We start from the raw sequence: 23086 nt of genomic DNA, 5'->3' as shown, positions 1-23086 counted from the left end.
CGCGCGTCGCCGGCCGTCGTGATCGGTGAGGCGCGCGCCGGCGGACCGCCCTGCGAGTCGACTCTTTGGCGCAGGCGCGGGACATGCACCCTCGCGCTCCGATTCTCACGGATGCATGAACCTGGAGGAGCGTCGATGGAGAAGCGTGTTCCGCAAGGGAAACTTGGACGCCGGCAATTCGCCGGCGGCGCGATGGCCACCGCGGGGGTCTCGCTGCTCGCCACACCGAGCCTCGCGCTGCCCGACAAGAGCTACGCGGTCTGCGAGTCGATCGGGCCCCTCGCCCTCCCGGCAGGGGCCGCCTACACGCCCGGCATCTCCGTGGACCAGCGCTCGAGGAAGCCGGTCTTCCTGCCCGGGCCGGGCGCCGGCTATGCAGCGCACGCCGTCTCGGAGGTCCTCTTCTGGACGGACCAGCTGATGGAACATGCGTTGTTCATCACGCTGCTCATGCCCGGCGATCACCTCCGCGGGCCTCGGGACGAGGCGCGGCAGTACCAGAACCTCTTTGCCAGGCACTTCCTCGCAGCGCGCGACCGGGGGTATGGCGATTACGGGATCTCCTCGCTCCTCGCCTCGACGCGGTCGAGCGTCCAGCGCTTCATCGAGTACAAGCGCCGCATGCAGCGCGCGCAGGAGAGCGGCTCGCTCCGGAGCCTCGTCTGGCCGCTCTTCTTCGACCACATCGCGCGGGAGGCCGAGCGCTTCGTCGCCCGGCTCGATCGGCTCGCGTACGGCGACATCTCGCTCCAGAGCGACGAGGTCTCGGCGTTCTGGACGACGATCATGGCAGATCACCTCGAGTTTATCGCGCACCTGCTCGACCCGCAGGAGCGCGCGCTCATCGATCAGGCGACCGCGCGCGCCGGGCAGCTGTACCAGGCGCACGCGTTCCGCGTCGACAACGCGCAGCTCGCGACGATGGCCGACGAGGTCATCGACTTCAAGTCGGCCGCGGAGCAGGGCATCGAGACGGGACAGATCAAGAGCATCATCGATCCCGCGCTCGCCGATCACGTGCTCCGCGAGGCGGTGAGGTTCTCCGACGAGGTCAGGCGCGCCCAGTGACGCCCTGGGCGTCGCGTGGCGGGGGCGAGCCCGGCCCCTCCTCCTGCTCGCCGCGCGATGCCTGTACAGCGGCCGCCCGCCGGGATTACCCTGGTCGCGGGTCGAGCGGAGCTCTCCGCCGAGCCCGCGGCGCAGAGGACGCGTCGGAGGGATGCCATGGATCTGACGGTGGTCGACGAGGGCGGTGTGCAGTTCGTGGAAGGGCCGCCGGACCACGGGCTCATGGAGAGCGTTCGCGACGTCGACCGGGTGATCGAGGCCTGTTTCTCGGGCGGCGTACGGTGTGCTCTTCTCCACCCGGCGAACCTGACGGCGGCCTTCTTCGACCTCAGCTCAGGGGAGGCCGGGGAGATCCTGCAGAAGCTGAGAAACTACTGGATCCGGCTCGCGGTGGTGTGCCCTCCGGGGGCCGCTGATTTCAGCAGCCGGTTCGGGGAGATGGTGGCCGAGGAGCGCCGCGGCCAGCATTTCGGCGTGTTCGAGACGCGTCACGCCGCGGTCGAGTGGCTCGGCCAGACGTAGCCATGGCGGCCTGGCCGACAGCGCATTTGGCGCCGTCGCCGCCTCCGGCGCAGGCAGACCTCGAGCTCGATCGCCCACCACGCACGCGGGATCACTTGCCGCGGCCGAGGAAGTCCATCAGCCAGGCCATGGCCGGCCGCATCGTGCCGTCCGGGTGCATGAGGCCCGTGTTGTCTAGCCAGGTACCGCCCGGTGCATCGTCGCCCCGGTCCACCCGGCCAGAGCAGCCGGAGACGGCCACGATTCCGAGCGCGATCCAGGCTGTGCCGTACAGCCATCGAGATGAACGGTTCTTGTTCATGGCGACCTGGAGCATCCCCTCGAAGTTTTCGGGAAAATTCACAGGGGGGCGGGGAGACGGGGAGAACCCCCCCACCATTCTCCCCGCCTCCCCGTCTCCCTGTTCAAATTCCCCTCAGCGAGGAGGCGGGGTGCAGGTGAAGCACCCGCCGCACTCGTAGTGCTGCGTCGTGGCGCCCCACGCGATCCGGTTGTTGCAGCAGTCGCGGCCGTACTGGCCGACGACGGTGGTGTAGCTCTCGTCGCTGTAAAAGGTGCAGTTTCCCCCGGGCGCCGCCGCGCTCGAAGGGACCAGCAGGGCAGTGGTGCCCAACATCGCTGCGCCTGCCGTCAGGGCAGCGAAGAAGTAACGAACTCGGGCAGCAGGGCTGAGACGACGCATGGACGCTCCTCTTGCAATGGGGACCTGTTTCGGCCTCCGAAGCTATGCGAGGCAGCTTAGACCGCTTGCTCGGCTCGAGCAAGCGCTCCGGCTGGAGTGGCCTTTGCTGAGCTCTGCAAAGTTTCATTCGGCGGTGGGAGGCGGCGAGCTCGTGAGCGCGGTTCACGAAGGCAAAAGAGGCATCGTGCTCCGAGGCCGGTGGAGTGATTGCGGTGTCAAGGAAATTCAGTCGCCCCGATCGGGCTGGGCCGGCGTATCGACGCGGTACGTATCGAGAGGGTCATTGAGACGAGCAGGCGACCGTACCCGGCGTGGCGGCGCCGAGGATGGCTGGACTCGGCCGTGGTAGAAAAGCAGGTGTTCGCCATGACGAGACTGCGCACCGGCCAGCGCGACCGCGTCGAGGAGCGGACCGGCGTGGGGCGCGTCGAGGAAGCGAGCGCCGGGGCTGGGCCGGATCCGGCCGGCGGCGCGCTCGCTGGCGGCGGCGAGATGGGGGCGCTGATACGCTCGATCGACTGGTCGCAGACGGCGCTGGGCCCGGTCGAGGCGTGGCCCCAGTCGCTGCGGACGGCGCTGTCCATCCTGCTCTCGTCCGAACATCCCATGTTCCTCTGGTGGGGTCGGGAGCTCATTCAGTTTTACAACGACGCCTACCGCCCGATCCTCGGATCCACGAAGCACCCGGCCGCCATGGGCCAGGCGGGCCGCGAGTGCTGGCAGGAGATCTGGGAGATCATCGAGCCGATGATCGAGAAGGTCTTCGCGGGAGGGGCCACCTACGTCCGCGATGGCCTGCTCGTCCTCGATCGGCACGGCTTCATGGAGGAGTGCTACTTCAGCTACGGTCAGAGCCCCATCCGGGACGAGAGCGGCGCTGTCGCGGGTATCCTCGTCGCGTGCTCCGAGAGCACAGGGTACATCCTTGGACAGCGACGGCTGCAGGTCCTCGGGGCGCTGGCGGCGAGGGCGGCTGACGCCAGGAGCGTTCAGGACGTCTGTCGGGTGATGATGGAGACCCTGGCAGAGGCCGGGCGCGACGTGCCTTTTGCCCTGATCTATCTCGTGGACGACGACGGCGCGCCCGCCCGACTCGCAGGGACCGTCGGGCTCGACCCGAGCCACGCGGCGGCGCCGGCGGCGGTGGAGCTCGGCGCGGCGGCCGGCGCGGTGTGGCCGCTGCGCCGCGCGCTGCGCGGGGACGTGGAGGTGGATCTGTCGGAGCTGCCCGCGGGCGTCGGCTCCCTCCCTGGAGGCCCATGGCCGGAGACCGCTCGCCAGGCGGTGGTGCTGCCGCTCCCCCGCGCCGGCGCTGGAGGCCGCCCGGCCGGATTCCTCGTCGCGGGCGCCAGCCCCCGGCTGGTGCTGGACGACGATTACCGCCGCTTCCTGCGGCTCCTGGCCGGCCACGGCGCGGCGGCCCTGCAGAACGCCCGGGCCAGCGAGGAGGAGCGGCGCAGGCTGGACGCGCTCGCCGAGCTCGACCGCGCCAAGACGGTGTTCTTCAGCAACATCAGCCACGAGTTCCGCACGCCGCTCACGCTGATCCTGGGCCCCGTCGAGGACGGCCTCTCGGACGCCGAGCACCCCTTGCCCGCGGCGCAGCGCGACCGCCTCGCGATCATCTACCGCAACAGCCTCCGGCTCCTCCGGCTCGTCAACACGCTGCTCGACTTCTCGCGCATCGAGGCGGGCCGCATCCGGGCCAGCTACCAGCCTACCGATCTCGGCTCCTTCACCGCGGAGCTCGCGAGCTCGTTCCGCTCGCTCATGGATCGGGCCGGCCTCGCCCTCACGGTGGAGTGCCCGCCCCTCTCCGAGCCGGCCTACGTCGACCGCGAGCTCTGGGAGAAGATCGTGCTCAACCTCATCTCGAACGCCTTCAAGTTCACCTTCTCGGGGGGCGTCCGGGTGACGCTGGAGGAGGCCGGGGGGCGGATCGTCCTGTCGGTCGAGGACACGGGCACCGGCATTCCGGAGGAGGAGCTGCCACGCGTGTTCGAGCGGTTCTACCGCGTCGAAGGGGCCAGGGGCCGCAGCTACGAGGGCAGCGGCATCGGCCTCGCGCTGGTGCGAGAGCTCGCGAAGCTCCACGGCGGCAGCGTCGCCGTGGAGAGCCGCCTCGGCGCGGGCAGCCGCTTCTCGGTCGCGATCCCGCTCGGGAAGGCGCACCTGCCCGCGGATCGCATCGACCTCGCCCCGGCGCCGGCCGCGGAGGGGTGCGGCGCGGCGCCCTTCCTCGACGAGGCCGCGCAGTGGGAACGCGACGTGCCAGCGCCGGATGCCGTGCCGGCGGAGGAGCGCCCGGCCCCGAAGCAGCCGGGGCGCATCCTCGTCGCGGACGACAACGCGGACATGCGCGATTACGTGCAGCGGCTGCTCCTCGCCGAGCGGTGGACGGTGGAGGCCGTGGCCGACGGTCAGGCCGCGCTGGAGAGCGCCCGCGCCCACGTCCCCGACCTCGTGCTCACCGACGTGATGATGCCGCGGCTCGACGGCTTCGGCCTGCTCAAGGCGCTGCGGGCCGACGAGCGCACCCGCGGCGTCGCCGTGATGATGCTCTCCGCGCGCGCGGGCGAGGAGGTGCGCCTCGACAGCCTCGGGGCCGGCGCCGACGACTTCCTCGTGAAGCCGTTCTCCGCGAGGGAGCTCCTCGCGCGGGTCCGCATCCACGTGGAGCTCGCGCGCCGGCGGCGGGAAGCCGAGGGGCAGCGCCAGTACCTGAACGACCTCTTCATGCAGGCCCCGGGGCCCATCGCGATCCTCCGCGGGCCGGAGCACGTCTTCGAGGTGGTCAATCCGCTCTACCAGCAGCTCGTCGGCGGACGAGCGCGCGTGGGGAAGCCCATCCTGGCCGCCCTGCCCGAGCTCGAGGGGCAATCCATCCCGGACCTCCTGGATACCGTGATCCGCACCGGCGAGCCCTTCGTGGGAAAGGAGCTCGCCGTGCGGCTCGATCGCAAGGGCAATGGCACGACGGAGGAGTGCTTCTTCAACGTCGTCTACCAGCCGATGCGCGACCGCGACGGTGCCGTGGAGGGCATCTTCGTGTTCGCCTTCGAGGTGACCGACCAGGTGAGCGCCCGCCGGCGCGTGGAGGCGCTCGTCAAGGCGCTGAGGCTCGCCGATCAGCGCAAGGACGAGTTCCTCGCGATGCTCGCGCACGAGCTCCGCAACCCCCTGGCCGCCATCAGCCTGTCGCTCACGCTGCTCGGCGATCTGGCGGGCGAGGCGCCCAGATCGGCGCGCTGCCGCGAGATCGCCCGGCGGCAGGTGGGCAACCTCGTGCGCCTGGTCGACGATCTCCTCGACGTGTCGCGCATCACGCGCGGCACGGTGGAGCTGCGCCTGGAGGACGTCGATCTCGCGGCGGCGGTGAGGAACGCCGCCGCCGCGGTGAGCCCGGCCGTCCAGGCGCGGCGCCACGCGCTCTCGGTCGAGGTCGGGCCGGGGGACTTCGGCATGCGGGCCGACGCCACGCGGCTGGAGCAGGTGGTCACGAACCTCCTGACGAACGCCGCGAAGTACACGCCGCCGGAGGGAGCCATCTCGGTGCGGCTGACCCGCGAGGCGGCGGGCGCCGCGCCCGAGGCCGTGCTGCGGGTGCGCGACACGGGCCGCGGCATCCCGGCGGCGATGCTCGAGAGGGTGTTCGATCTCTTCACGCAGGTCGATCAGACCATCGACCGCGGCACGGGCGGGCTGGGCCTCGGGCTCACGCTGGTGCGGCGGCTGGTGGCGATGCACGGCGGCAGCGTCGTCGCGGAGAGCGCCGGACCGGGCCAGGGCAGCGAGTTCATCGTGCGCCTTCCGCTCGGCCGGGGCGCGGCGCCGCCGCTCGCGCCCGGGGCGGCGCCGCCGCTGGCGCCCGGCGCCGAGCCGCCCGCCGCCCCGTCACCGGCGGAGGCCGCCGAGCGGCGCCGGGTGCTCGTCGTGGAGGACGTGGAGGACGTGCGCCGGGTGATGTGCGAGTTCATCGAGGCGCTGGGGCACGAGGTGACGGTCGCGGTGGACGGGCTGGACGGCGTGACGAAGCTCCTGGAGCTGCGCCCCGAGGTGGCCTTCATCGACATCGGTTTGCCGGGCATCGATGGCCACGAGGTCGCCCGCCGGGCGCGGGCCGCGCCCGGGGGCGACGCGCTCTACCTGGTGGCGATCTCGGGCTACGGTGGACCCGAGGACCAGGCCAGGTCGAGGCAGGCCGGCTTCGACCTGCACCTCACGAAGCCCGTGGGCGGCGCGACGCTGCGGCAGGTGCTCGCCGAGCGGCGCGCGTGAGCGAGCGCGGGCCGGCGGCGCCGCGCCCGCTCACCGCCGGCCGGTCAGCTCATCGCTGCTGCAGCTGCGCGACCAGATCTTCGAGGCGGTCGTAGCTGAGGCCCGCGCCCTTGGGCATCCCGGACGCGAGGACCATGTCGCGCACTTCCGTCGACGGATAGCGCACGGTGGCCGTGAGCCGCGTCTTTGTGCCCTCTTCCGTGTAGGTCGCCGTCACCACCGAGACGGTGTCCGGGAACTGCTCGAAGATCTCGGTGAACACGAGCCGGCTCGGCGGCGTGATCTCCTGGTTCTCGCCGTGGAAGGCGGCCTCGCCGCCCGGGTGGCGGTTCACGAAGCGCCACTTGCCGCCCGGCCGGAGGTCCATCTCGCAGACGGGCACCGAGTAGCCCTCGCCCAGACAGCCCCACCACCGCTTGATGTGCTCGGGCCTCGTCATCGCCTCGAACACGAGGTGCCTCGGCGCGTCGAACAGGCGCGTCATGCGGACCTCGTCCGCCGACGGCGTCGTGACCTGGAAGCTATCGCTGTTCGCTGTTTGGCTCTCGACCATGGCTCTCCTCCTTCTCCTTCGTCGAGGCGCCGGCTACGACTGGATCGCCGCGGGGTCCATCCAGACGACCTCCCAGTGGTGACCATCGACGTCGTAGAAGCTCCAGCCGTACATGAAGCCGTGATCCTGCGGATCCATGGCGTGCGACCCGCCCGCCGCGATCGCCTTCTTCACGATCTCGTCGACCTCGGCCCGGCTGCTGCACGAGAGCGCGAACATCCCCTCCGTGTGCGTGCTCGTGTTGCAGATCTCCCTCTTCGTGAAACCCTTGAAGAACGGCTCCGTGAGGAGCATCACGAAGGCTTCCTGGCTGACGATCATGCAGGCGGCGTTGTTGTCCGTGAACTGCGGGTTGAACTCGAAGCCGAGCTTCGCGAAGAACTCCATCGACCGCTTCAGGTCGCTGACGGCCAGGTTGACGAAGATCTTGCGGGCGCTGTTCGTTGTCATGGTCCTCTTCTCCTGTTCGAGCATGGATGCCGGGTGATGCCGGCCACGATCGCGGCCACGGGGGCCGTCGTGCCGGAGTTCACCCCATAGACCCGGGCGCCCGCTGGGACTCATCGGTCGACCGGAAAAAAATGATCGCCGCCCCGATCCGGCCGGGCGCGGTGGCTACGCGGGGAGCTCGAGAGGCAGGCCGAACCGCGGGAAGAGCGTCTCGGTGTCGAGGAAGGACGTCATGTTGGCGATGCGGTCCCCCGCGAGCTCGAGCACGATGAGCGCCCAGGCCCGGTGGCCGCCCTCCGGCGCGGGGCGGTACTGGCCGAACGCCGGCGAGCCGCAGGCGGCCGTCGGCACGAGCCGCGACCCGCGGCAGCCCGCGCCCCGGCCCAGCAGCCACGCGCGGATCGCGCCGGGGCCGCGGAGCCAGAGGGTGTACGGCGGCATCGACAGGGTCGCGTCCTCGTGCAGCAGCGCCGCGAGCCGGTCCACGTCGTACTGCTCGAAGGCGGTGACGTAGCGGTCGACCAGAGCGGACTCTGGCTCCGGCAGCGTGGCGCGCACGTCGCCGAGATCGCGGCTCGCGAGCGTCGCCCGAGCGCGCTGGAGCGCGCTGTTGATCGCGGCGACCGAGGTGCTGAGGCTGTCGGCGACCTCCGCGGCGGACCACCCGAGCACCTCCGTGAGCAGCAGCGCGGCGCGCTGCTTCGGCGGCAGGTGCTGGAGCGCCGCGACGAACGCGAGGCGGATGCTCTGGCGGAGCACCACCCGCTCCGCGGCGTCGATGTCCGCCGGGAGGGCGTGCGCGTCGGGGACGGGCTCCAGCCAGTGGGTGCGCGGGCGCGTCTGGAGCTCGTCGTCCACGGTGCCGACAGGGCCTTCCTCGAGCGGGCGCGCCCGGCGCGCGCGATCGGCCCGCGCGTCGAGGCAGACGTTCGTCGCGATGCGGTACAGCCAGGTGCGCAGCGACGATCGCCCGTCGAATTTATCGAGGCTCCGCCAGGCGCGCACCATGGTCTCCTGGACGGCGTCGTCGGCGTCGACCACGGAACCGAGCATCCGGTAGCAGTGCCCGGTGAGCGCCGCGCGGTGTTCCTCGAGCTGGTTCACGCTCCCCAACATCGCGGCGACGGTACCATCGGCCTCCCGGCAGATCCACGGTCACGCTCCCTCGCCGCGTGACACGCGCGCCTCGGGCAGGGCGCTGGTCTCGACTCGGGTACTCTTCGTCGGCCTGGTCGGCCTGCGGCCGCGCTCGGCCGGCGACACACCCGGGACGGCACGCCGAGCGTCGCGAGGTCACGTCGGCGTCGCGAGGTCACGACGCCACGGCCAATCGGCTAGGATGGGCGACGGTCAGGGCGGTGCTGGGGCGCCGCGAGGACTCCGTTCAGCAAATCAGCAACCCTGATACCGGATATGGACGACCAGGAACTGCAGCGCAGAGTCGGCACAGTGTTGTGCGGGAAGTGGACGATCGAGCGGCTGTTGGGCTCGGGCGGCATGGCCGCTGTCTACGTCGGCGTGCACAGGATCGGGCGGCGAGATGCCATCAAGATCCTCCACCCCGAGATCGCGCGCATGCCCGAGCTGCGTGCGCGGTTCGATCAGGAAGCGCAAGCCGTCAATCGATTCGTCCATCCCGGCGCGGTGGAAATACGCGATATCGACACGACAGCGGACGGCTGCCCGTTCCTCGTCATGGAGCTGCTCGATGGTGAGTCGCTCGCCGGGTACGCCAGGCGTCTGGGCAGGATGGACATGGCCGAGCTGCTGGCCATGGTGGACGGGCTGCTGGACGTGCTGGCAGCGGCCCATGCGCACGGCATCATCCACCGCGACATCAAGCCAGACAACCTGTTCCGCCTCCGCGACGGGCGCCTGAAAGTGCTCGACTTCGGCGTCGCCCGTGTCAGGCAGGCCGCGGCCGACTACGTTCGGACGCGCACAGGAACGACGCTCGGCACGGTCGCCTACATGCCACCGGAGCAAGTCAGAGGTGACGAGATCGATGCGCGTGCCGACCTGTTCGCGGTCGGAGCGACGATGTTTCGTCTGATCACGAAGCGGCGCATCCATGACGCGAGCTCTGACACCGATCTGGTCGTCAAGATGGCCACGCTGCCTGCGCCGCCGCTCGCGAGCGTCGCTCCGGAGACCCCGCAGTGGGTGTGTGCCGTCGTCGATCGCGCGCTCGCGTTCGACCGAGGCGAGCGCTACCCGAGCGCGACAGTCATGCAGCAGGACGTGCGCGCGGTCCTGGCCGGTCAACCGCCCGCTTTTGCTCTGCGGTTCGGCGCGGCCGGGGCCCCCGCGGCAGATCCGCTCAGCACCGCCACGACGGTGTGGATACCACAGGGGCTCGCCCCTTCATCGGCAGTATCGGTGCGCGCCGCGGGCGCCGGTGGTCTGCATCCCGCCCCGCCGCCGGCAGGTGACATGGGGAGTGTCATCCGCGATGTCTCCATGGTCAGCGTCCCGAATACGTCGAGCGCCCCGGGCGCCCCGGGCGCCCCGGGCGGCGGATCGGCCGTCGCTCCGGCTCGTGCCCCCGCACCGGCGGCATCGGCGTTCACCCAGGCGACGCAGTGGACGGCGACCACGGTACGTGGACGGAGGCTGCGATGGGCCGTGCTGGCGTTCCCGCTGCTCGCCGCAGGCGTGCTCGCCGCCGTGGTTCTGCGTGCGGTGAACGTCGAGCCCGACGCGAAATCGCCGGGGGCGACCGGCGCGCAGCGACCGGCGGCCTCACCGCCCGCCAAGGTTCCCGGCGGCCCGGCGGCGGATCGCCTCCTGGCAAAGGCTCCGGATCCCGGCCCCGAGAAGAAGGGCGATACGAGAGCTCGCCTCCCTGGCTCACCGAGCCGCGGCCCCGAGGAAGGGCGCGGCGCGTCGCAGCGGGCCAGCTGTATGCTGACAAACGACTGCGATCACGTGTGCGATGAAGCTTGCCAGATTGCTTGTCAGGACGGGAGCGTCTGCGACATCGGAGCGCGCCGAGACGCGCTGGTGAACTGCATGGGATCGGGGATGCACAAGATCTGGTGCGAAGGCGATTGCTCGGTCAATTGCATGACGAGCGCTCCATGTTTGGTGTACTGCCCGCGTGGCTCCGATTGCGTCATCGGCACGTGTCTCGGGCAGATAGAAGCCTGTCCTGGCAACGTCATGGCGTGCGGGGCCCCATGCCCCGACTGATCGTCGCGTCGCGCTCGTGCGCTGCTCTCATGGCGTCTGCGAGGAGGGCGCCGCGGCACGCGCGCGCAGCCCGCGCCGCGGAGGAGTTGGATGGATATGGACAGGTTCGGCCGTCGTGACGACCTCGCCTCCCCCGCGCAGCGCGGCGAGGATCCCCGCCGCGACGATGCGGAGGTGAAAGAGCCCCCGACACAGCTCTGGGTGCGCTCGCCGCAGGCCACCCCGCCGATCCCCGAAGAGAGGGCTGGCCAGGCCGGACCGGAGCGACAGACGCTGCCGTGGTCGCCGCCGCCCGGGGACGGCGCCGCGCGGTCGTCGCCGGCCGATGCCTCCGCCCAGCCGACCGTGCCAGGCGCGCTGCCGGCGCGGCGGCTCGCGAGGGCCGCTGGTCGGATCGCGTCGGCGCTAGGTGCTCTGGCGAGCGCGCTCGAGCGCGCCGTGGCGGTCCGCCGGGCGCGGGATCAAGGGCATCCGCGCTCGCGAAAAGTCCAGTGGAGACGACGCTTGCGGCGATGGGCGTGGCGCATCGCGATGGCCGCTTCGACGCTGCTGGGCCTCGGTCTGCTGATGTTTGCGGGGCTCATCTGGTACTACGGCCACGACCTGCCGCGGACCTCGGAGCTGAGGAGCTATCATCCGCCGGAGGTCACGCGCATCCTCGCGCGCGACGGGACACCGCTCGCGGAGCTCTTCGTCGAGCGACGCACCGTCGTTCCGATCTCGGCGGTGCCGACGAGCATGAAGCTCGCCGTTCTGGCCGCGGAGGACGCGAACTTCTACAAGCACGAGGGGCTGAACTACCTCGGCATCCTGCGGGCGCTTCTCGTGAACCTGCGATCCGCGCAGGCCCGCCAGGGAGGCAGCACGATCACCCAACAGGTGATCAAGAACGTGCTCCTCACGCCGGAGCGCACCTTCGCGCGCAAGATCCGTGAGCTCATCCTCGCGCGCCGCATCGAACAGGAGCTCACGAAGGACGAGATCCTGGAGCTCTATCTCAACGACATCTATTTCGGGCACGGGCGCTACGGCGTCGAGGAAGCCGCGCGGTACTACTTCGGGAAGAGCGTTCGAGACGTGCAGCTCGCCGAAGCGGCCCTGCTCGCAGGTCTGGTCAAGGGTCCCAGCGTCTACTCTCCGCGCGTGGATCTCGCCCGCGCCGAGGAGCGGCGCAGCTACGTGCTCCAGCAGCTGGGCGATAAAAAGTTCGTAGCCCGCGCCGACGTGGACGCCGCCGCTCGCCAGAAGATCGTCCTGGCCCCCCCGCCGGAACACGCTTCCGAGCTGGCGCCCGAGGTCGTCGCCGAGGTCGAGCGCGCGCTGATCGCCGCGGTCGGCCCGCAGGCCAACCGTGGTGGGTACACCGTGACGACCACGATCGATCCGCAGCTGCAGAGGGCCGCGAGAGCGGCGGTGCGCAGCAATCTCGATGCGTACGCCGCGCGGCGCGGGCTCATCGCTCCGCTGAAGCGTGGCAAGGGAGATCCGGCCCCCTTCGAAGGAACGCCCACGCAGGGCAGCGAGCGCGTCTACCACGGCGTGGTCACGAAGGCCGACGACGCGGCAGGCACGCTCACCGTGCGCGTGGGTACGGCGCAAGGCGTCGTGAAGCTGGAGCGAGCGGCGCGCTACAATCCACGCAACCTGCCCCCGAGCCAGTTCGCCGAGATCGGCAAGGTCGTTCGCGTCACCTTTGCCGGCGGCGACCCGCGCAGCGGACGGCTGGAGCTCGCGCTCGGGCCCCAGAGCGCGCTCGTCGCCCTCGACGTCCGGACGGCCGAGGTGCTCGCGATCGTCGGCGGATACGACGCGGCGCGCGGCGCCCTCAACCGGGCAAGGTCGGCGCGCCGCCAGCCCGCCTCGACGTTCAAGCCGATCGTGTACAGCTACGGGATCCAGACGCGGGCATTCACCGCGGCCTCCATCCTCGAGACCCATCCGTCCGCGCTCGGAGGGAAATACAGGCCCGACAACTACGACGAGAGCGACGGACAGGCGCCGCGCCGGCTGCGCGAAGCGCTCGCCCAGAGCGTCAATGTCGCCGCGGTATGGGTCCTCGATCGGCTCGGCCCGGCCAAGGTCGCCGAGTGGGCGCAATCGCTCGGAGTCACGTCGAAGCTCGGCGCGGATCTGTCGTTGGCGCTCGGCGCTTACGAGGTGACGCCGTTCGAGATGGTCGGTGCGTTCAACGTGTTCGCCGCGGGCGGCACGTACCGTGATCCAGCGATCATTCGCAGCATCATCGGCCCGGGCGGCCAGCCGCTGCCGCTGCCCAGCGCGGCGCCAGCGCGCCGGGTGATGGGCGAAGCCGAGGCGTACATCATGACGAGCCTCCTGCGTTCCGTCGTCGACTCGGGGACAGCCAAGCGCGCGCGAGCCATGAGCACGCCGGTCGCGGGCAAGACGGGCACCTCGAACGCCGCGAAGGACGCGTGGTTCGTGGGCTACTCGACCGACATCGCGTGCGCCGTCTGGACGGGCTACGATGACGCCTCTCCGCTCGGCCCCGGCGAGACGGGCGGCGCGACCTCCCTGCCGGCCTTCATCGCGTTCATGCAGGACGCGCACAAGGCGAGACCGCGCACCGACTTCGCCGCGCCGCCGGACGGGCTCGTGCGCGTGCTGATCGACGCCACGACCGGTCAACTCGCGCTGCCGGGCACCGCGGGGGCGACCGAGGAGGTGTTCCTTGCAGGCACGGAGCCGGCGGCGTACGCCGAGCTTCCGTCGAGCGGCGAGGTACCTCGCATCATGTGGCCATTTTGAGCCTCGGTCAGCTCGGGGGCTGCCTGCTACACCCCGTCTGTCGTGCACACCGCCCCGGGCTCGCAGTGGACCACGCAGTCTCCCGAGCCGGGGCACCGCACGTCGCAGTCGCCCCTGCAGACCACATCGCAGTCACCCGACCCGGTGCAGTCCACGGTCGAACCATCGCCGACCGTGAGCGTACAGGTGCCCGAGCCGGTGCAGGCGATGTCGCAGTCAGGGCCGCAGTCGAAGTCGCAGCTTCCGGAGCCGGCGCACTGGAGACCGCAATCGGCGGTGCAGAAGATCGCGCAGTCGCCGGACGAGGGGCAAACGCACTCAGCGCCGTTGCACTCGCACGTCGGGCCCTCGTTGGGATCGCCGATCGTGCAGTCGTCGGCGGGGTCATCGCCGCATGCAGCGATTCCGCCCCAGAGGAGGGCGAGGAGCGATAGAGCGACGACGTGGTGGGTACGAATGTGCTGGCGCATGGATCCTCCGATCGGCGTGGATGAATGCACGGACGGAACTGGCGGCGTCCGCCGAGCTTCGGTGGCGCGGCGAGTTCGTCGCGTCGTGTGGTCATCTGGAGTCATGGTCAACTCGGGGCCGCGGGCCGCGTTGCCGCGTTGCCGCGTTGCCGCGGTCAGTCGCACACGACGGGTGGCAGAGCCTCCAGCGGCGCGACACCGTAGTTGTCGAGCAGCGTCGCGTTGCTCGAGGGCACCACCGTCTCACCGCAAAATACGTTTCGTACGAACGCCCCCGCGTTGCCCGTGATGCTGACATTGCCCCGGACCAGCGAGAAGCTGATCCCGAAATTGTTGCCTCTCGAGGTGAGATCGCCCGTGATCGTCAGGCCTCGCAGCCGTACCTCCTCGCCTTCCGCCGTGATGCTGCCGTCGATGACCACCGCGCGATCGAGGAAGTCCTCGCCGTACAGGAGCGTGCCCTTGCCGGTGATCGTGATGCTGCCGGCGTACGTACCCGGACGCAGCACGACGACCCGATCGTCCTCGGCCAGGTGGCCCTCGAGCTCTGCCAGGGGCACCGATGGATCGAGGAAGATGGCGCCCGATGCCTCGCTGACAGCGTAACGGACGGGCGTGTTGTCGAAGAAGGCCGCAGCCGATCCGGAGAACGCGATAGGCGCATCCACGACATCGCCCTCTGCCCGGACTGTATGCGCGATGCTGGCTCCCGAGACATCGAGCTCGATGCCGCCGGGCGCGACGCCGACGACCGCGACGCCGTCCGCTGTGACGTCGCTGTCGCCCGGCGTGGCGGTCACCGTGAGCCCATCGCGCGCGTCCCCGAGCTCGTCGGGAACTCCCGTCGTGTGGGGCGTGTTCACCACCGGATTGACGATCGCCACGATCGCCGTGGCGCCGGCCGCGACGTCGACATCATCAGGAGTTCCCGTTGCGTCATCACCGCCGCAGCTGACGGAGCCGATGCACGCGAGCGCGAACAGGGCTCGTCGTGCAGAGAGGGCGCGCGACGGGATCGCGCCGCCGAAGCCAGCTTTCTCCTCACATGCGTCGTTTAGTCCAGTCATGGCGAGATGTCCCTCCGGGTGAAGACCTTCACTGCGTGAACGCGCGAACGTGGATCGTGAAGCGGGCCGCGGCGCGCTTTCATCATCACTTCAGCGCCATTTGCCCTTGCCCTTCCACTTGCCCTTTCCCTTGCGGACGACGATGACCCGGCGCCCGTCGTCGTCATCGTCGTCGTGCACCACCACGGTCGGCTTGACGTTGACCTTCACGGCCCACGTGGTGGCCACCAGGATGCCGATCACGGGCGCGCTCGGGCCGACCACGATCACCGCGCCTGGGTGGTAGTTGCAGAGGACCACGTGCGTGTGCCCGCCGTCCTTGAGCACCACCGTGATCTTGGTCGGGTTGACCTTCACCTTCAGCTTGCCCGTGAAGTAGAGCCGATCGGGGCTGGGCGCGAGCACGAGCACGTCCGGGCCCGACGCGGTCTGGATCGCGAGCTTGATCTCGCGCTGGCCGATCGGGACCGGCTTGAGGTCGAGATCCAGCACGTACACGCGCACGTCGCCCGTCGCCTTGTCAGCGACGATCTCCACGATGTCGTCCCCGACGGGTTGGAGCACGCCCCCGTTCGGGCCCTTCTTCCCGTCGACCTTGATCGCCTGGCTCTCCTTTGCGCTCTCCTGGAGCTCTCGGGTTCCGCCGCGCGGCACGTGCAGCGCCCCCTTGAACGGCTCGCCCTTGACCTTGAGCTCGTAGCTGACCTCCGTGAGCTCGTCCTCGAGCGGCGGGATCTTGGCGACCAGGACTCCCCCCGACTTTGGCTCCGGCACGAGCTCTGCCGTCGCGGGGGCTCCATCCTTGCCAGGCACCTTGACCGTGAGGTTGCCCGACACGCCCTCCTCGATGGGCTTGCCATCGCGGTTCTTGACGAGCGCCGTCACCTTCCCATCCTGGGCTACCGTCATGACGACCGAGCCGGGCTCGTGCTGCTCCGTCAGCGCCCAGTTGTCCTCGATGCTCTCCGCCGTGATCTGCGGCGACTTGCTGCAGGCAGGCGAGGCGAGCGCCGTGGAGGCGACCGCGAGCGAGAAGAGCACGGAGCGGAGACGACGTTGGATTCGCATACAACCCTCTCTGGCGACACCCTGAAGGCTTGATCGCCTCACGCCTGCTTGCGCGTCACGGACCAGATGAAACCGTCGTACCAGAAGTGCAGCAGGGCGACGCGGGAGGAGGATAAACGCCCGGTCATACCAGCGGCTGACGATGTACGCTTCGCTGCCCGGTGAGGCGAGGAGCGCAGGAGACGCGGGCTCGACTCGGGCGCTCATGCCGCACGCTCGACCGCCGCGGGCCGCGGCTCCGGAGCTGCCAAGGCGAGCAGCGCGACCTGCAGCCTGGCTCTGGCGAGGGTGATCTGCATCGACAAGGAACAGTTACACGACTGCGTGAGTCGCGGTCAATGTGCCTAGCACCGGTATTGCAGCGCAGGTGCGCCCATGGCGAACGAGCTCAAGCGCGCTCGCACGCCTTCGCGAGGCCATCAACGGCACAACGCCGCTTGCGCAAGAGCGACACCGTTGTTCGTCCTCACGGTAGCCGCTACCCCCGTCGTGCTGACCGCCGTCGTGGCCACGTATCCGGTCGCAAAGCACAACGTCAGGCACGCGGGCGGCAACACAAATCGCAGGGACATGAGCACACATTGCCCCCCCAACCAGGGATTGTCTGAAGGTGCAGTCGCATCGCCGCTCGTCGGCGGCTCAACAATCGGCAGCTCGGCAGCCGCCGGCGGCGTCGCAGGTCTCTTTCGTGAGCCGCAGATGCACGCTCGTGCGACGGCCTATCGCTGCTCTCAGCACGAAAGGGGAGTGTGATGCGTCTTGCGAATTGGCTCGCGCCGTCAGTGCTCGCAGGTGTGCTCGGCCTCGCTTTACACGCCGGATGCGGCGGTGACGCGGGAACGGGAAGCGGCGGGTCGAACGCTGGAGCGGGGCCAGGCACGGGGGGCGGGGGCGCGGGCTTACCGGGCGGAGGAGGCAGCGACGGTACGGGCGGTCTCGACGGGACCGCGGGCAGCGATAGCGGTCCGGGAGGCGGCGTCGCGTGTGCGCCTGCCGGTGCCGCGTGTGACGCAGCGATCGACTGCTGTTCGCTCAACTGCAGCGGCGGCCAGTGCGATCCGGCCGCGGGGTGCGGTCAGATCGATGAAGAGTGCACGGACAACTCCGACTGCTGCTCGAACCTGTGCGACGGCGGCACCTGCACGCAGGGCGGCGGCTGCCTCCAACCGGGCGAGGATTGCTCGATGGGCGGGGGCGAGTGTTGCAGCGGCGTCTGCGAGGACGCGCCTGTGGCCGGCGAGAGGTGGTGTGGTCAGCCGCTCGGCGGCTGCCATGTGGAGGGAGAGGTGTGCTCCAGCAACGCCGACTGCTGCAGCAACCTGTGCGAGGACGGGGGGAACGGCGTGCTCGTGTGCGTGCCGCAGGGGGCGTGCGACCCCGTCGGCGAGGCGTGCAACGGTCCATCGCAGTGCTGTTCGAACGCGTGCATCGAGATCGCGCCCGGGGCCGCGTTCTGCCAGTCCATCGGCGGCTGCAAGCCGATAGGCGAGCTCTGCACGGACGACGCGCAGTGCTGCACCGAGAACTGCCAGACGGAGCCGAACGGCGTGAAGAAGTGCGGGCAGCCGCCGAACTGCCGTCCGGCCGGTGAGATATGCGATTCGTCGTTCGGGGAGTGCTGCCCTGGCGTGCCGCAGGGCAAGCTGCTCTGCTTTGCGGGCTCGTTCGGCGTGCTCCGCTGCCAGGACCCGTGCTGCGCGCTCGCGGAGGCCGCCTGTGACTCCGACGACGACTGCTGCTCGCGGCGCTGCAACGTCGACGCGGGCCGGTGCGAGAACGGGTTCGCCTGCAAGGTCCACAGCGAGGACTGCGAGGCCGACGCGGATTGCTGCAGCGGCACGTGCTCGTCCGGCAAGTGCGCGGACTGCGCGTGCCGCGACGACGGCGAGCCGTGCCGGACGCCCGACGACTGCTGCGGCGGCGTCTGCGCGCCCGATCCGAGCAGCGGCGGCGAGCTCAGGTGCAACCCGAGCAGCGGCGGCGGCGATGGCGGTGGCGGCAGCGATGGAGCTGGCGGCAGCGATGGAGCTGGCGGCGGCGATGGAGCTGGCGGCGCCGGCGGAGCCGGTGACGGCACGGGCGGCGGAGCCGGCGGCGCTCCGCAGTGCGTGGAGGTCGGGGTCGGGTGTTTCAGCAACGCCGAGTGCTGCTCGGGGCTGTGCAGCGGTGGTGAGATCGCGGCCTGCCTGTCTTCGCCTTGCAAGTCGATCGGCGGGCGTTGCGCGGACTCCGGCGAGTGCTGCTCGGGGATGTCGTGCATCGACGGGGCCTGCTCGCTCTAGTCTCAACTTGGGCACAGCTGCCCGATGTCAGGCAGCTGTGGCCAACTCGAGGCTAGTACTAGTCTAGGCGGAATTCGACCAGGACGGCTAAGGTCGGCGTGCACAGCAGCTCGTCGGCCAGAGGTGGCGCCGGACGGTTCCGCTAGGCTCCGTCCCGTCGCGCCTGGTGAACGGGATGGTACCATCCGCCCGCTCGATGGACGACGAGGAGCTTGCGGCGCGGCGCATCGGCACCCAGATCGGGACCTGGACGGTGGAGCGCGTGCTCGGTGGCGGCGGGATGGCGAGCGTCTTCCTCGGCCGGCGTGCGGACGGCCAGGTCGCGGCGGTGAAGGTCCTGCACCCGTCGCTGAGCCAGATCGAGGAGCTCCGGAAGCGCTTCCTGCGCGAGGGCCCGATCGGCAGCGCCCTGGCGGCTGTCGGCCCGCTCTGCGAGGGGCTGCCGCTCGTGCTGGAGTCGGGCGTCGCGGACGACGGCGCCGCTTACCTTGCGATGGAGGTGCTCGAGGGCGAGACGGTCTTCGACCGCATGGCCCGCGTGGGGACGCTCGCGGTGGGCGAGGTGCTGGCGCTCGCCGAGCGGGTCCTCGATGTGCTGGTCGTGGCGCACGCGTACGGCGTCGTTCACCGGGACATCAAGCCTGAGAACCTGCATATCGGGAGCGATGGGCGGGTGAAGGTGCTCGATTTCGGGATCGCCCGCGTGCTCGATCCGCTTCCTTTCGGGATGGGGGAGCTGCCGGAGAAGACGGCCACGAAGACGGGCGTGGCGCTCGGCACGAGCGAGTACATGGCGCCAGAGCAGGCGAGGGGGATGGTCCGCGAGATCGACGGCCGGACCGACGTCTTCGGCCTGGGGGCCACGATGTTTCGGCTGCTCTCCGCTCGCGCGATCCACGGCCACGTGGCCGATGCGCGCCTGCTCATCGCCGCGGCGACGGCGCGGGCGCCGTCGCTCGCGCAGTGCGCGCCGGACGTGCCCTCGGAGGTGTGCGACGTCGTGGATCGCGCCCTCGCGTTCCACAAGATCGAGCGTTACCCCGACGCGGCGACGATGCGCGCCGACGTCCGCGCGGTGCGGGCGGGCCGCCTGCCGCCGTACGTCGTGGCCGTCGAGGAAGGGCGGATCCCGGCGGGGGACCCGCTTCCTCGTCGCTGAGGGAGCCTACCTCGTGGAGGGCGCCCTGCGCGGCCGTGGCGCGCGTCAGCGGCGGGGAGACCGAACCGAGGGGGCTCATGGAGCTGCCGTCGAGCGACGAGCCTGCTCCCTCGATGTGGCCTTTTTGAGTCTCTGTCAGCTGAGCAGGATGGCGATCAAGAGCGCGACGCTGAGCAAGAGCGATACGACGATGGACGCAATGAGCCACGGCCGCATCGCCGGCGAGGTCCACCTGGACGCGAGCGATGTCGCGCTCGTCTGGCGCCCCGGGGCACCGGGGTGCATCGCAACGGTCGGCTCGAGCTGCCTCGGCGCGCCCTCCATCGCCGCAATGGCCCCGTCGATGGCCGCGATCACGTTGGTAGCCGTCGGATAGCGTTGGATTGGGTCTCGCTGGACGAGCCGCATCACGAGCGCCTCCACTTCGGGGCGGATACCCAATCCCGGAGCACGCTGGCGGAGCGGGGGCGCATCCTCGAGGAGCCGCTGCCGGAAGGAAGATTGGCCGTCGCTCGCGTCGAACGGGCTTCTCCCGGACAGCATTTCGTACAAAATGATTCCAAGCGCATAAAGATCTGCGCGAGCATCGACGGCATCCATGCCGCGCACGGCCTCCGGCGCCAGATAACTGAGCGTGCCGAGGACCTGGTCGGCAGCGGTGAGGTCCTGGCCTTTGCGCGCGGCCTCGCGGCTCTCGGTGGACAGGAGCTCTACGTTCACCTTGGCGAGGCCGAAATCGATGAGCTTCACCTGATCACGGGCGCCGAGAAGGATGTTCTGCGGCTTCACATCGCGGTGCACGATCCCCTTCGCGTGCACCGCCTCCAGAGCAGACGCGATCTGCCTCGCGATGTGGAGCGCGCGTCGCGCGGGGAGCGGCGCCGAGGCGATCACGTCCTGGAGCGGGGTGCCCTCGACATACTCGAGGACGAGAAAATGCGACCGATCCGCGAGCTGACCGAAGTCGTTTGCCGAGACCACGTTCGGATGCTGGATATGCGCCCCCGCGATCGCCTCGCGCTCGAACCGCGCCACGATCTGGGGGAGGTTCCGGGCGCTCGGCTGGAGGACTTTGATCGCGACCTGCTTGCGGAGGTGCACCTGCTCGCCGCGGTACACGGCTCCCATGCCGCCCTCCCCGATGAGCTCGTGGACGCGGTACCGCTCCGAGATCAAGCTCCCGATCAGCGCTGGCGCGTTGTTGTCTGAGCGCACCAACGTGGGTGCGTCGTCCGACCACGGCCGCGCCGCAGTCTCGATTTCCTCCACCAGCGCCGAGCTTGTGAGCTCAACGACGGAGGCGTCGCGTTGTTTCCCGAGCATCAGCACCGTGACGTCGTCGGTGCTTGAGCGCCCCTTGGGTGGGATTGTCCCTGGCATGCCGGGGAGTGTACACGCACAAAGGTGCTGAGAGCCGAGGAACCGCACCGCCGTCCGAGTGGACATCATGCTCAATCCACCCTCCGCACGGAAGAGCTGTGCAGTTTCGCGATGTTCGTGGATCTGGTTCCGTGCGCCGACATCAGCCTACAAGGATGTCCACAGTGCATCGAGCCGTAGCTCGCTGGTCGCCGCCCGCATCGCCGGAACCTCCAGCCCCGTCCCGAAGGCGTGATGAAGACATCGGGGGCCAGCGATCGAAGAGTTGGGCGGCGGCGTGCTCTTCGGCATGCCGGGACGGTACAAGACAAGGCCGCCGCTCCTCACAAAGCGATTACCATTGAAGCTCGGAGGGGTGGTAAGCTTTGAGGCCGTCAATCGGAATGGGCCCGTCGGGGGTGCCGATGCACACTTTGACGCCCTCATCGTTCGTGCGTACTGGATAGGCATGCTTCAGTTTCGACGTGACGCAAAATGGATATTTGCCGTCTTTGACGAGGAGGCGATACTTGCCATTGGGGGCGGGCCGGCGCGTCGATGAGGGCCCAGTGGTCGAGGATGGGGTCGAGGATGGGGTCGAGGATGGCGTGCTGGTAGCGGAAGACGTGGCCATCGTGCGAGAGCTACCGCTCGCCTTGTCCTCTTGCGATGCCTCATCGTCCGCGCTCTCACGAGTGTCTTCGGCGGAGTCTTGCGAACGAACAACGAAGAAGACAGCGGCGAGGCAAACGGCGACAGCAAACGAGCCAATCACTGCAATCATCAAGAATGGCGAATTCGAGCTCGCTCGTGGGCTGGTTGCAGCAGATTGAGGCGGCGCGGATACGACCATCGGTGCCTGCATCGATTGGCCGGGAGCAGGAGCAGCCATCGTCGGGCCATCGACGCTGATTGGAGACGACACGTCGGTTCGGATCGACACCGGGGCTGGCGCGTGAGGGGTAGCATTGGCGCCCAGAACTCGCTCGATGTCTTCACGCATGGCGCGGGCCGTTGGATAGCGGCGCGATAGATCGAAAGCGAGCGCGCGATCGACGATGGCGCAAACCTCTGCGCTGACAGAGGGGGCAACGGTGCGCAGGGCCGGCGCAGGCTGCGTCGCCATCTTGATGAGGAGCTCGCTTTCCATGGAGCCCTCGTGCACATGGCGTTTTGCTAGGATTCGAAACATCGTCGCGCCAACGGCGAAGACGTCGGCCCGCCCATCGATCTGGCCACCAGCGATCTGTTCGGGCGACATGTAAGGTATAGTCCCGAGCATCGCGCCGATGCGTGTACGAACATTGGAGCCGCCCTGTTTCATCCGAGCGATCCCGAAGTCGAGGACTTTGACGCCGCCTGAAGAGGTCAAAAACAGATTGTCAGGCTTGATGTCTCGATGGACGATGCCGAGCCCGTGCGCGACTTCGAGCACTTCGAGCACGGTCGAGACAATGCGGAGCAGCTCGCGCTCCTCGATGCCGCCGGAGCCGCGGGCGCGCTTGCCGAGCGATTCGCCGTCGAGCAACTCCATCACCAAGAACGGCGAGCCATCTTCGCTCGTGTCAATGTCGAGGACATTGACGGCCGCGGGGTGACCGAGCTGGTTTACCGCGAGCGCCTCTTGCTCGAACCTGGCTCGAAGCTCCTTGGAGACCGCGATTTCCGGATGGAGGATTTTGATCGCGCAGCGCCGGCCGATCCTGTGTGTCGCCTCGTAAACCGCAGCCATCCCGCCGACGCCGATAAGCGAATCGATGCGCCATTTGCCCCGGAGGACCGTTCCGATTCGTGCTGTACAGTGTGCTAGCTGGGGATCATCATTCATTGAGGTTCAGGCTCCAATGTATACCGGATGCGAGGAGCTGAACAACATGCTCGGCGTGGCGACGGGGAGCGCCGGCGCACGCCCTCGCGCTTGCCTCCCCGGCACAGGCCTGCTCGTTGCCGACAACACGTTGCCGGAGGCCTCCGGGGCGCTTCGGCACACAACCACTGCGCATGGGCGATCTCAGCAGAGCCCGCGGGCGGGATCGCGACGGTTCGCCCCCGCAAAACCGTCCCTCCAGGGCTCGCTGGCACGCGGAGCCAGGCGCGCTCCTGATCCAGCCCCGGATCCGCGCCGGAGCCGCAAGCGCCCGTGCCGGCGGCTTCCCGCGCCCCGCGGTTC

The 23086-nt window shown here is 69.5% G+C and carries 17 protein-coding genes; 7 read left to right on the top strand and 10 right to left on the bottom strand.

Going from position 1 to position 23086, the window contains the following annotated elements; all coding sequences use genetic code 11:
* The first annotated feature begins 135 nt into the window (after window positions 1-135).
* Together WMF39_RS28210 and WMF39_RS28205 are read left to right on the top strand one after the other, a co-directional pair.
* Window positions 136-1068 carry a DUF2935 domain-containing protein gene (locus WMF39_RS28210; protein WP_437739578.1) on the top strand — a complete coding sequence of 311 codons (933 nt, stop codon included), beginning with the start codon at window positions 136-138 and terminating at the stop codon, window positions 1066-1068.
* Between the two features lie 156 nt (window positions 1069-1224).
* Window positions 1225-1590 carry a DUF4180 domain-containing protein gene (locus tag WMF39_RS28205; protein ID WP_437739577.1) on the top strand — a complete coding sequence of 122 codons (366 nt, stop codon included), beginning with the start codon at window positions 1225-1227 and terminating at the stop codon, window positions 1588-1590.
* A 91-nt stretch (window positions 1591-1681) separates the two neighbouring features.
* Here the strand turns inward: WMF39_RS28205 and WMF39_RS28200 are convergent, their stop codons facing one another.
* Both WMF39_RS28200 and WMF39_RS28195 read right to left on the bottom strand, forming a co-directional pair.
* Entirely contained in the window at window positions 1682-1891 is a 210-nt protein-coding gene (locus WMF39_RS28200) for a hypothetical protein (protein ID WP_437739576.1), read from the bottom strand.
* A gap of 114 nt (window positions 1892-2005) precedes the next feature.
* Window positions 2006-2206: a DUF6289 family protein gene (locus WMF39_RS28195; protein WP_437739575.1), complete on the bottom strand. Its 201-nt coding sequence runs from the start codon at window positions 2204-2206 to the stop codon at window positions 2006-2008.
* A 432-nt stretch (window positions 2207-2638) separates the two neighbouring features.
* Between WMF39_RS28195 and WMF39_RS28190 the strand changes: the two genes are divergently transcribed.
* Window positions 2639-6550, top strand: a complete 3912-nt coding sequence (locus tag WMF39_RS28190) for an ATP-binding protein (protein WP_437739574.1) — start codon at window positions 2639-2641, stop codon at window positions 6548-6550.
* A 49-nt stretch (window positions 6551-6599) separates the two neighbouring features.
* On the opposite strand, the gene WMF39_RS28185 is transcribed toward WMF39_RS28190, so the two are convergent.
* The 3 genes from WMF39_RS28185 to WMF39_RS28175 all read right to left on the bottom strand — a co-directional run bounded on the left by WMF39_RS28185 (window position 6600) and on the right by WMF39_RS28175 (window position 8669).
* The gene (locus WMF39_RS28185) at window positions 6600-7103 is read right to left on the bottom strand and encodes an SRPBCC family protein (protein WP_437739573.1); all 504 of its coding nucleotides are present in this window, start codon (window positions 7101-7103) and stop codon (window positions 6600-6602) included.
* Between the two features lie 33 nt (window positions 7104-7136).
* Complete coding sequence (locus WMF39_RS28180; RefSeq protein WP_437739572.1) at window positions 7137-7553, bottom strand: VOC family protein; 417 nt, start codon at window positions 7551-7553, stop codon at window positions 7137-7139.
* Between the two features lie 165 nt (window positions 7554-7718).
* Window positions 7719-8669 (bottom strand): sigma-70 family RNA polymerase sigma factor, encoded by a 951-nt coding sequence (locus WMF39_RS28175; protein ID WP_437739571.1) that lies wholly within the window; start codon window positions 8667-8669, stop codon window positions 7719-7721.
* A 297-nt stretch (window positions 8670-8966) separates the two neighbouring features.
* Between WMF39_RS28175 and WMF39_RS28170 the strand changes: the two genes are divergently transcribed.
* Both WMF39_RS28170 and WMF39_RS28165 read left to right on the top strand, forming a co-directional pair.
* Window positions 8967-10745: a serine/threonine protein kinase gene (locus WMF39_RS28170; RefSeq protein ID WP_437739570.1), complete on the top strand. Its 1779-nt coding sequence runs from the start codon at window positions 8967-8969 to the stop codon at window positions 10743-10745.
* 90 nt (window positions 10746-10835) lie between these two features.
* Entirely contained in the window at window positions 10836-13511 is a 2676-nt protein-coding gene (locus tag WMF39_RS28165; RefSeq protein ID WP_437739569.1) for a penicillin-binding protein 1A, read from the top strand.
* Window positions 13512-13537: 26 nt separating this feature from the next.
* Here the strand turns inward: WMF39_RS28165 and WMF39_RS28160 are convergent, their stop codons facing one another.
* The 3 genes from WMF39_RS28160 to WMF39_RS28150 form a co-directional block, all read right to left on the bottom strand.
* Entirely contained in the window at window positions 13538-13981 is a 444-nt protein-coding gene (locus tag WMF39_RS28160) for a hypothetical protein (RefSeq protein WP_437739568.1), read from the bottom strand.
* A 155-nt stretch (window positions 13982-14136) separates the two neighbouring features.
* Complete coding sequence (locus WMF39_RS28155; protein ID WP_437739567.1) at window positions 14137-15048, bottom strand: hypothetical protein; 912 nt, start codon at window positions 15046-15048, stop codon at window positions 14137-14139.
* Window positions 15049-15138: 90 nt separating this feature from the next.
* Window positions 15139-16116, bottom strand: a complete 978-nt coding sequence (locus WMF39_RS28150; RefSeq protein WP_437739566.1) for a hypothetical protein — start codon at window positions 16114-16116, stop codon at window positions 15139-15141.
* Between the two features lie 752 nt (window positions 16117-16868).
* On the opposite strand from WMF39_RS28150, the gene WMF39_RS28145 reads away from it, so the two are divergent.
* Window positions 16869-18398, top strand: a complete 1530-nt coding sequence (locus tag WMF39_RS28145; RefSeq protein WP_437739565.1) for a hypothetical protein — start codon at window positions 16869-16871, stop codon at window positions 18396-18398.
* Between the two features lie 175 nt (window positions 18399-18573).
* Entirely contained in the window at window positions 18574-19557 is a 984-nt protein-coding gene (locus WMF39_RS28140) for a serine/threonine-protein kinase (protein ID WP_437739564.1), read from the top strand.
* Window positions 19558-19692: 135 nt separating this feature from the next.
* On the opposite strand, the gene WMF39_RS28135 is transcribed toward WMF39_RS28140, so the two are convergent.
* Window positions 19693-20772: a serine/threonine-protein kinase gene (locus WMF39_RS28135; protein WP_437748043.1), complete on the bottom strand. Its 1080-nt coding sequence runs from the start codon at window positions 20770-20772 to the stop codon at window positions 19693-19695.
* Between the two features lie 499 nt (window positions 20773-21271).
* Window positions 21272-22744, bottom strand: coding sequence for a serine/threonine protein kinase (locus WMF39_RS28130; RefSeq protein WP_437739563.1), 1473 nt, complete (start codon window positions 22742-22744; stop codon window positions 21272-21274).
* Between the last annotated feature and the right edge of the window lie 342 nt (window positions 22745-23086).

The organism is Sorangium sp. So ce1504 (genome assembly GCF_051521635.1).
GTDB lineage: Bacteria > Myxococcota_A > Polyangia > Polyangiales > Polyangiaceae > Sorangium > Sorangium cellulosum_B.
Note: the sequence above shows the minus strand (reverse complement) of the source record. Positions and strands in the feature narration are given on the sequence as shown.

What these genes read in the sequence shown, in the direction of transcription:
- WMF39_RS28210 (WP_437739578.1), top strand. Translation starts at nt 136, where the DNA reads ATGGAGAAGCGTGTTCCGCAAGGGAAACTTGGACGCCGGCAATTCGCC.
- WMF39_RS28205 (WP_437739577.1), top strand. Translation starts at nt 1,225, where the DNA reads ATGGATCTGACGGTGGTCGACGAGGGCGGTGTGCAGTTCGTGGAAGGG.
- WMF39_RS28200 (WP_437739576.1), bottom strand. Translation starts at nt 1,891, where the DNA reads ATGAACAAGAACCGTTCATCTCGATGGCTGTACGGCACAGCCTGGATC.
- WMF39_RS28195 (WP_437739575.1), bottom strand. Translation starts at nt 2,206, where the DNA reads ATGTTGGGCACCACTGCCCTGCTGGTCCCTTCGAGCGCGGCGGCGCCC.
- WMF39_RS28190 (WP_437739574.1), top strand. Translation starts at nt 2,639, where the DNA reads ATGACGAGACTGCGCACCGGCCAGCGCGACCGCGTCGAGGAGCGGACC.
- WMF39_RS28185 (WP_437739573.1), bottom strand. Translation starts at nt 7,103, where the DNA reads ATGGTCGAGAGCCAAACAGCGAACAGCGATAGCTTCCAGGTCACGACG.
- WMF39_RS28180 (WP_437739572.1), bottom strand. Translation starts at nt 7,553, where the DNA reads ATGACAACGAACAGCGCCCGCAAGATCTTCGTCAACCTGGCCGTCAGC.
- WMF39_RS28175 (WP_437739571.1), bottom strand. Translation starts at nt 8,669, where the DNA reads ATGTTGGGGAGCGTGAACCAGCTCGAGGAACACCGCGCGGCGCTCACC.
- WMF39_RS28170 (WP_437739570.1), top strand. Translation starts at nt 8,967, where the DNA reads ATGGACGACCAGGAACTGCAGCGCAGAGTCGGCACAGTGTTGTGCGGG.
- WMF39_RS28165 (WP_437739569.1), top strand. Translation starts at nt 10,836, where the DNA reads ATGGATATGGACAGGTTCGGCCGTCGTGACGACCTCGCCTCCCCCGCG.
- WMF39_RS28160 (WP_437739568.1), bottom strand. Translation starts at nt 13,981, where the DNA reads ATGCGCCAGCACATTCGTACCCACCACGTCGTCGCTCTATCGCTCCTC.
- WMF39_RS28155 (WP_437739567.1), bottom strand. Translation starts at nt 15,048, where the DNA reads ATGACTGGACTAAACGACGCATGTGAGGAGAAAGCTGGCTTCGGCGGC.
- WMF39_RS28150 (WP_437739566.1), bottom strand. Translation starts at nt 16,116, where the DNA reads ATGCGAATCCAACGTCGTCTCCGCTCCGTGCTCTTCTCGCTCGCGGTC.
- WMF39_RS28145 (WP_437739565.1), top strand. Translation starts at nt 16,869, where the DNA reads ATGCGTCTTGCGAATTGGCTCGCGCCGTCAGTGCTCGCAGGTGTGCTC.
- WMF39_RS28140 (WP_437739564.1), top strand. Translation starts at nt 18,574, where the DNA reads ATGGTACCATCCGCCCGCTCGATGGACGACGAGGAGCTTGCGGCGCGG.
- WMF39_RS28130 (WP_437739563.1), bottom strand. Translation starts at nt 22,744, where the DNA reads ATGAATGATGATCCCCAGCTAGCACACTGTACAGCACGAATCGGAACG.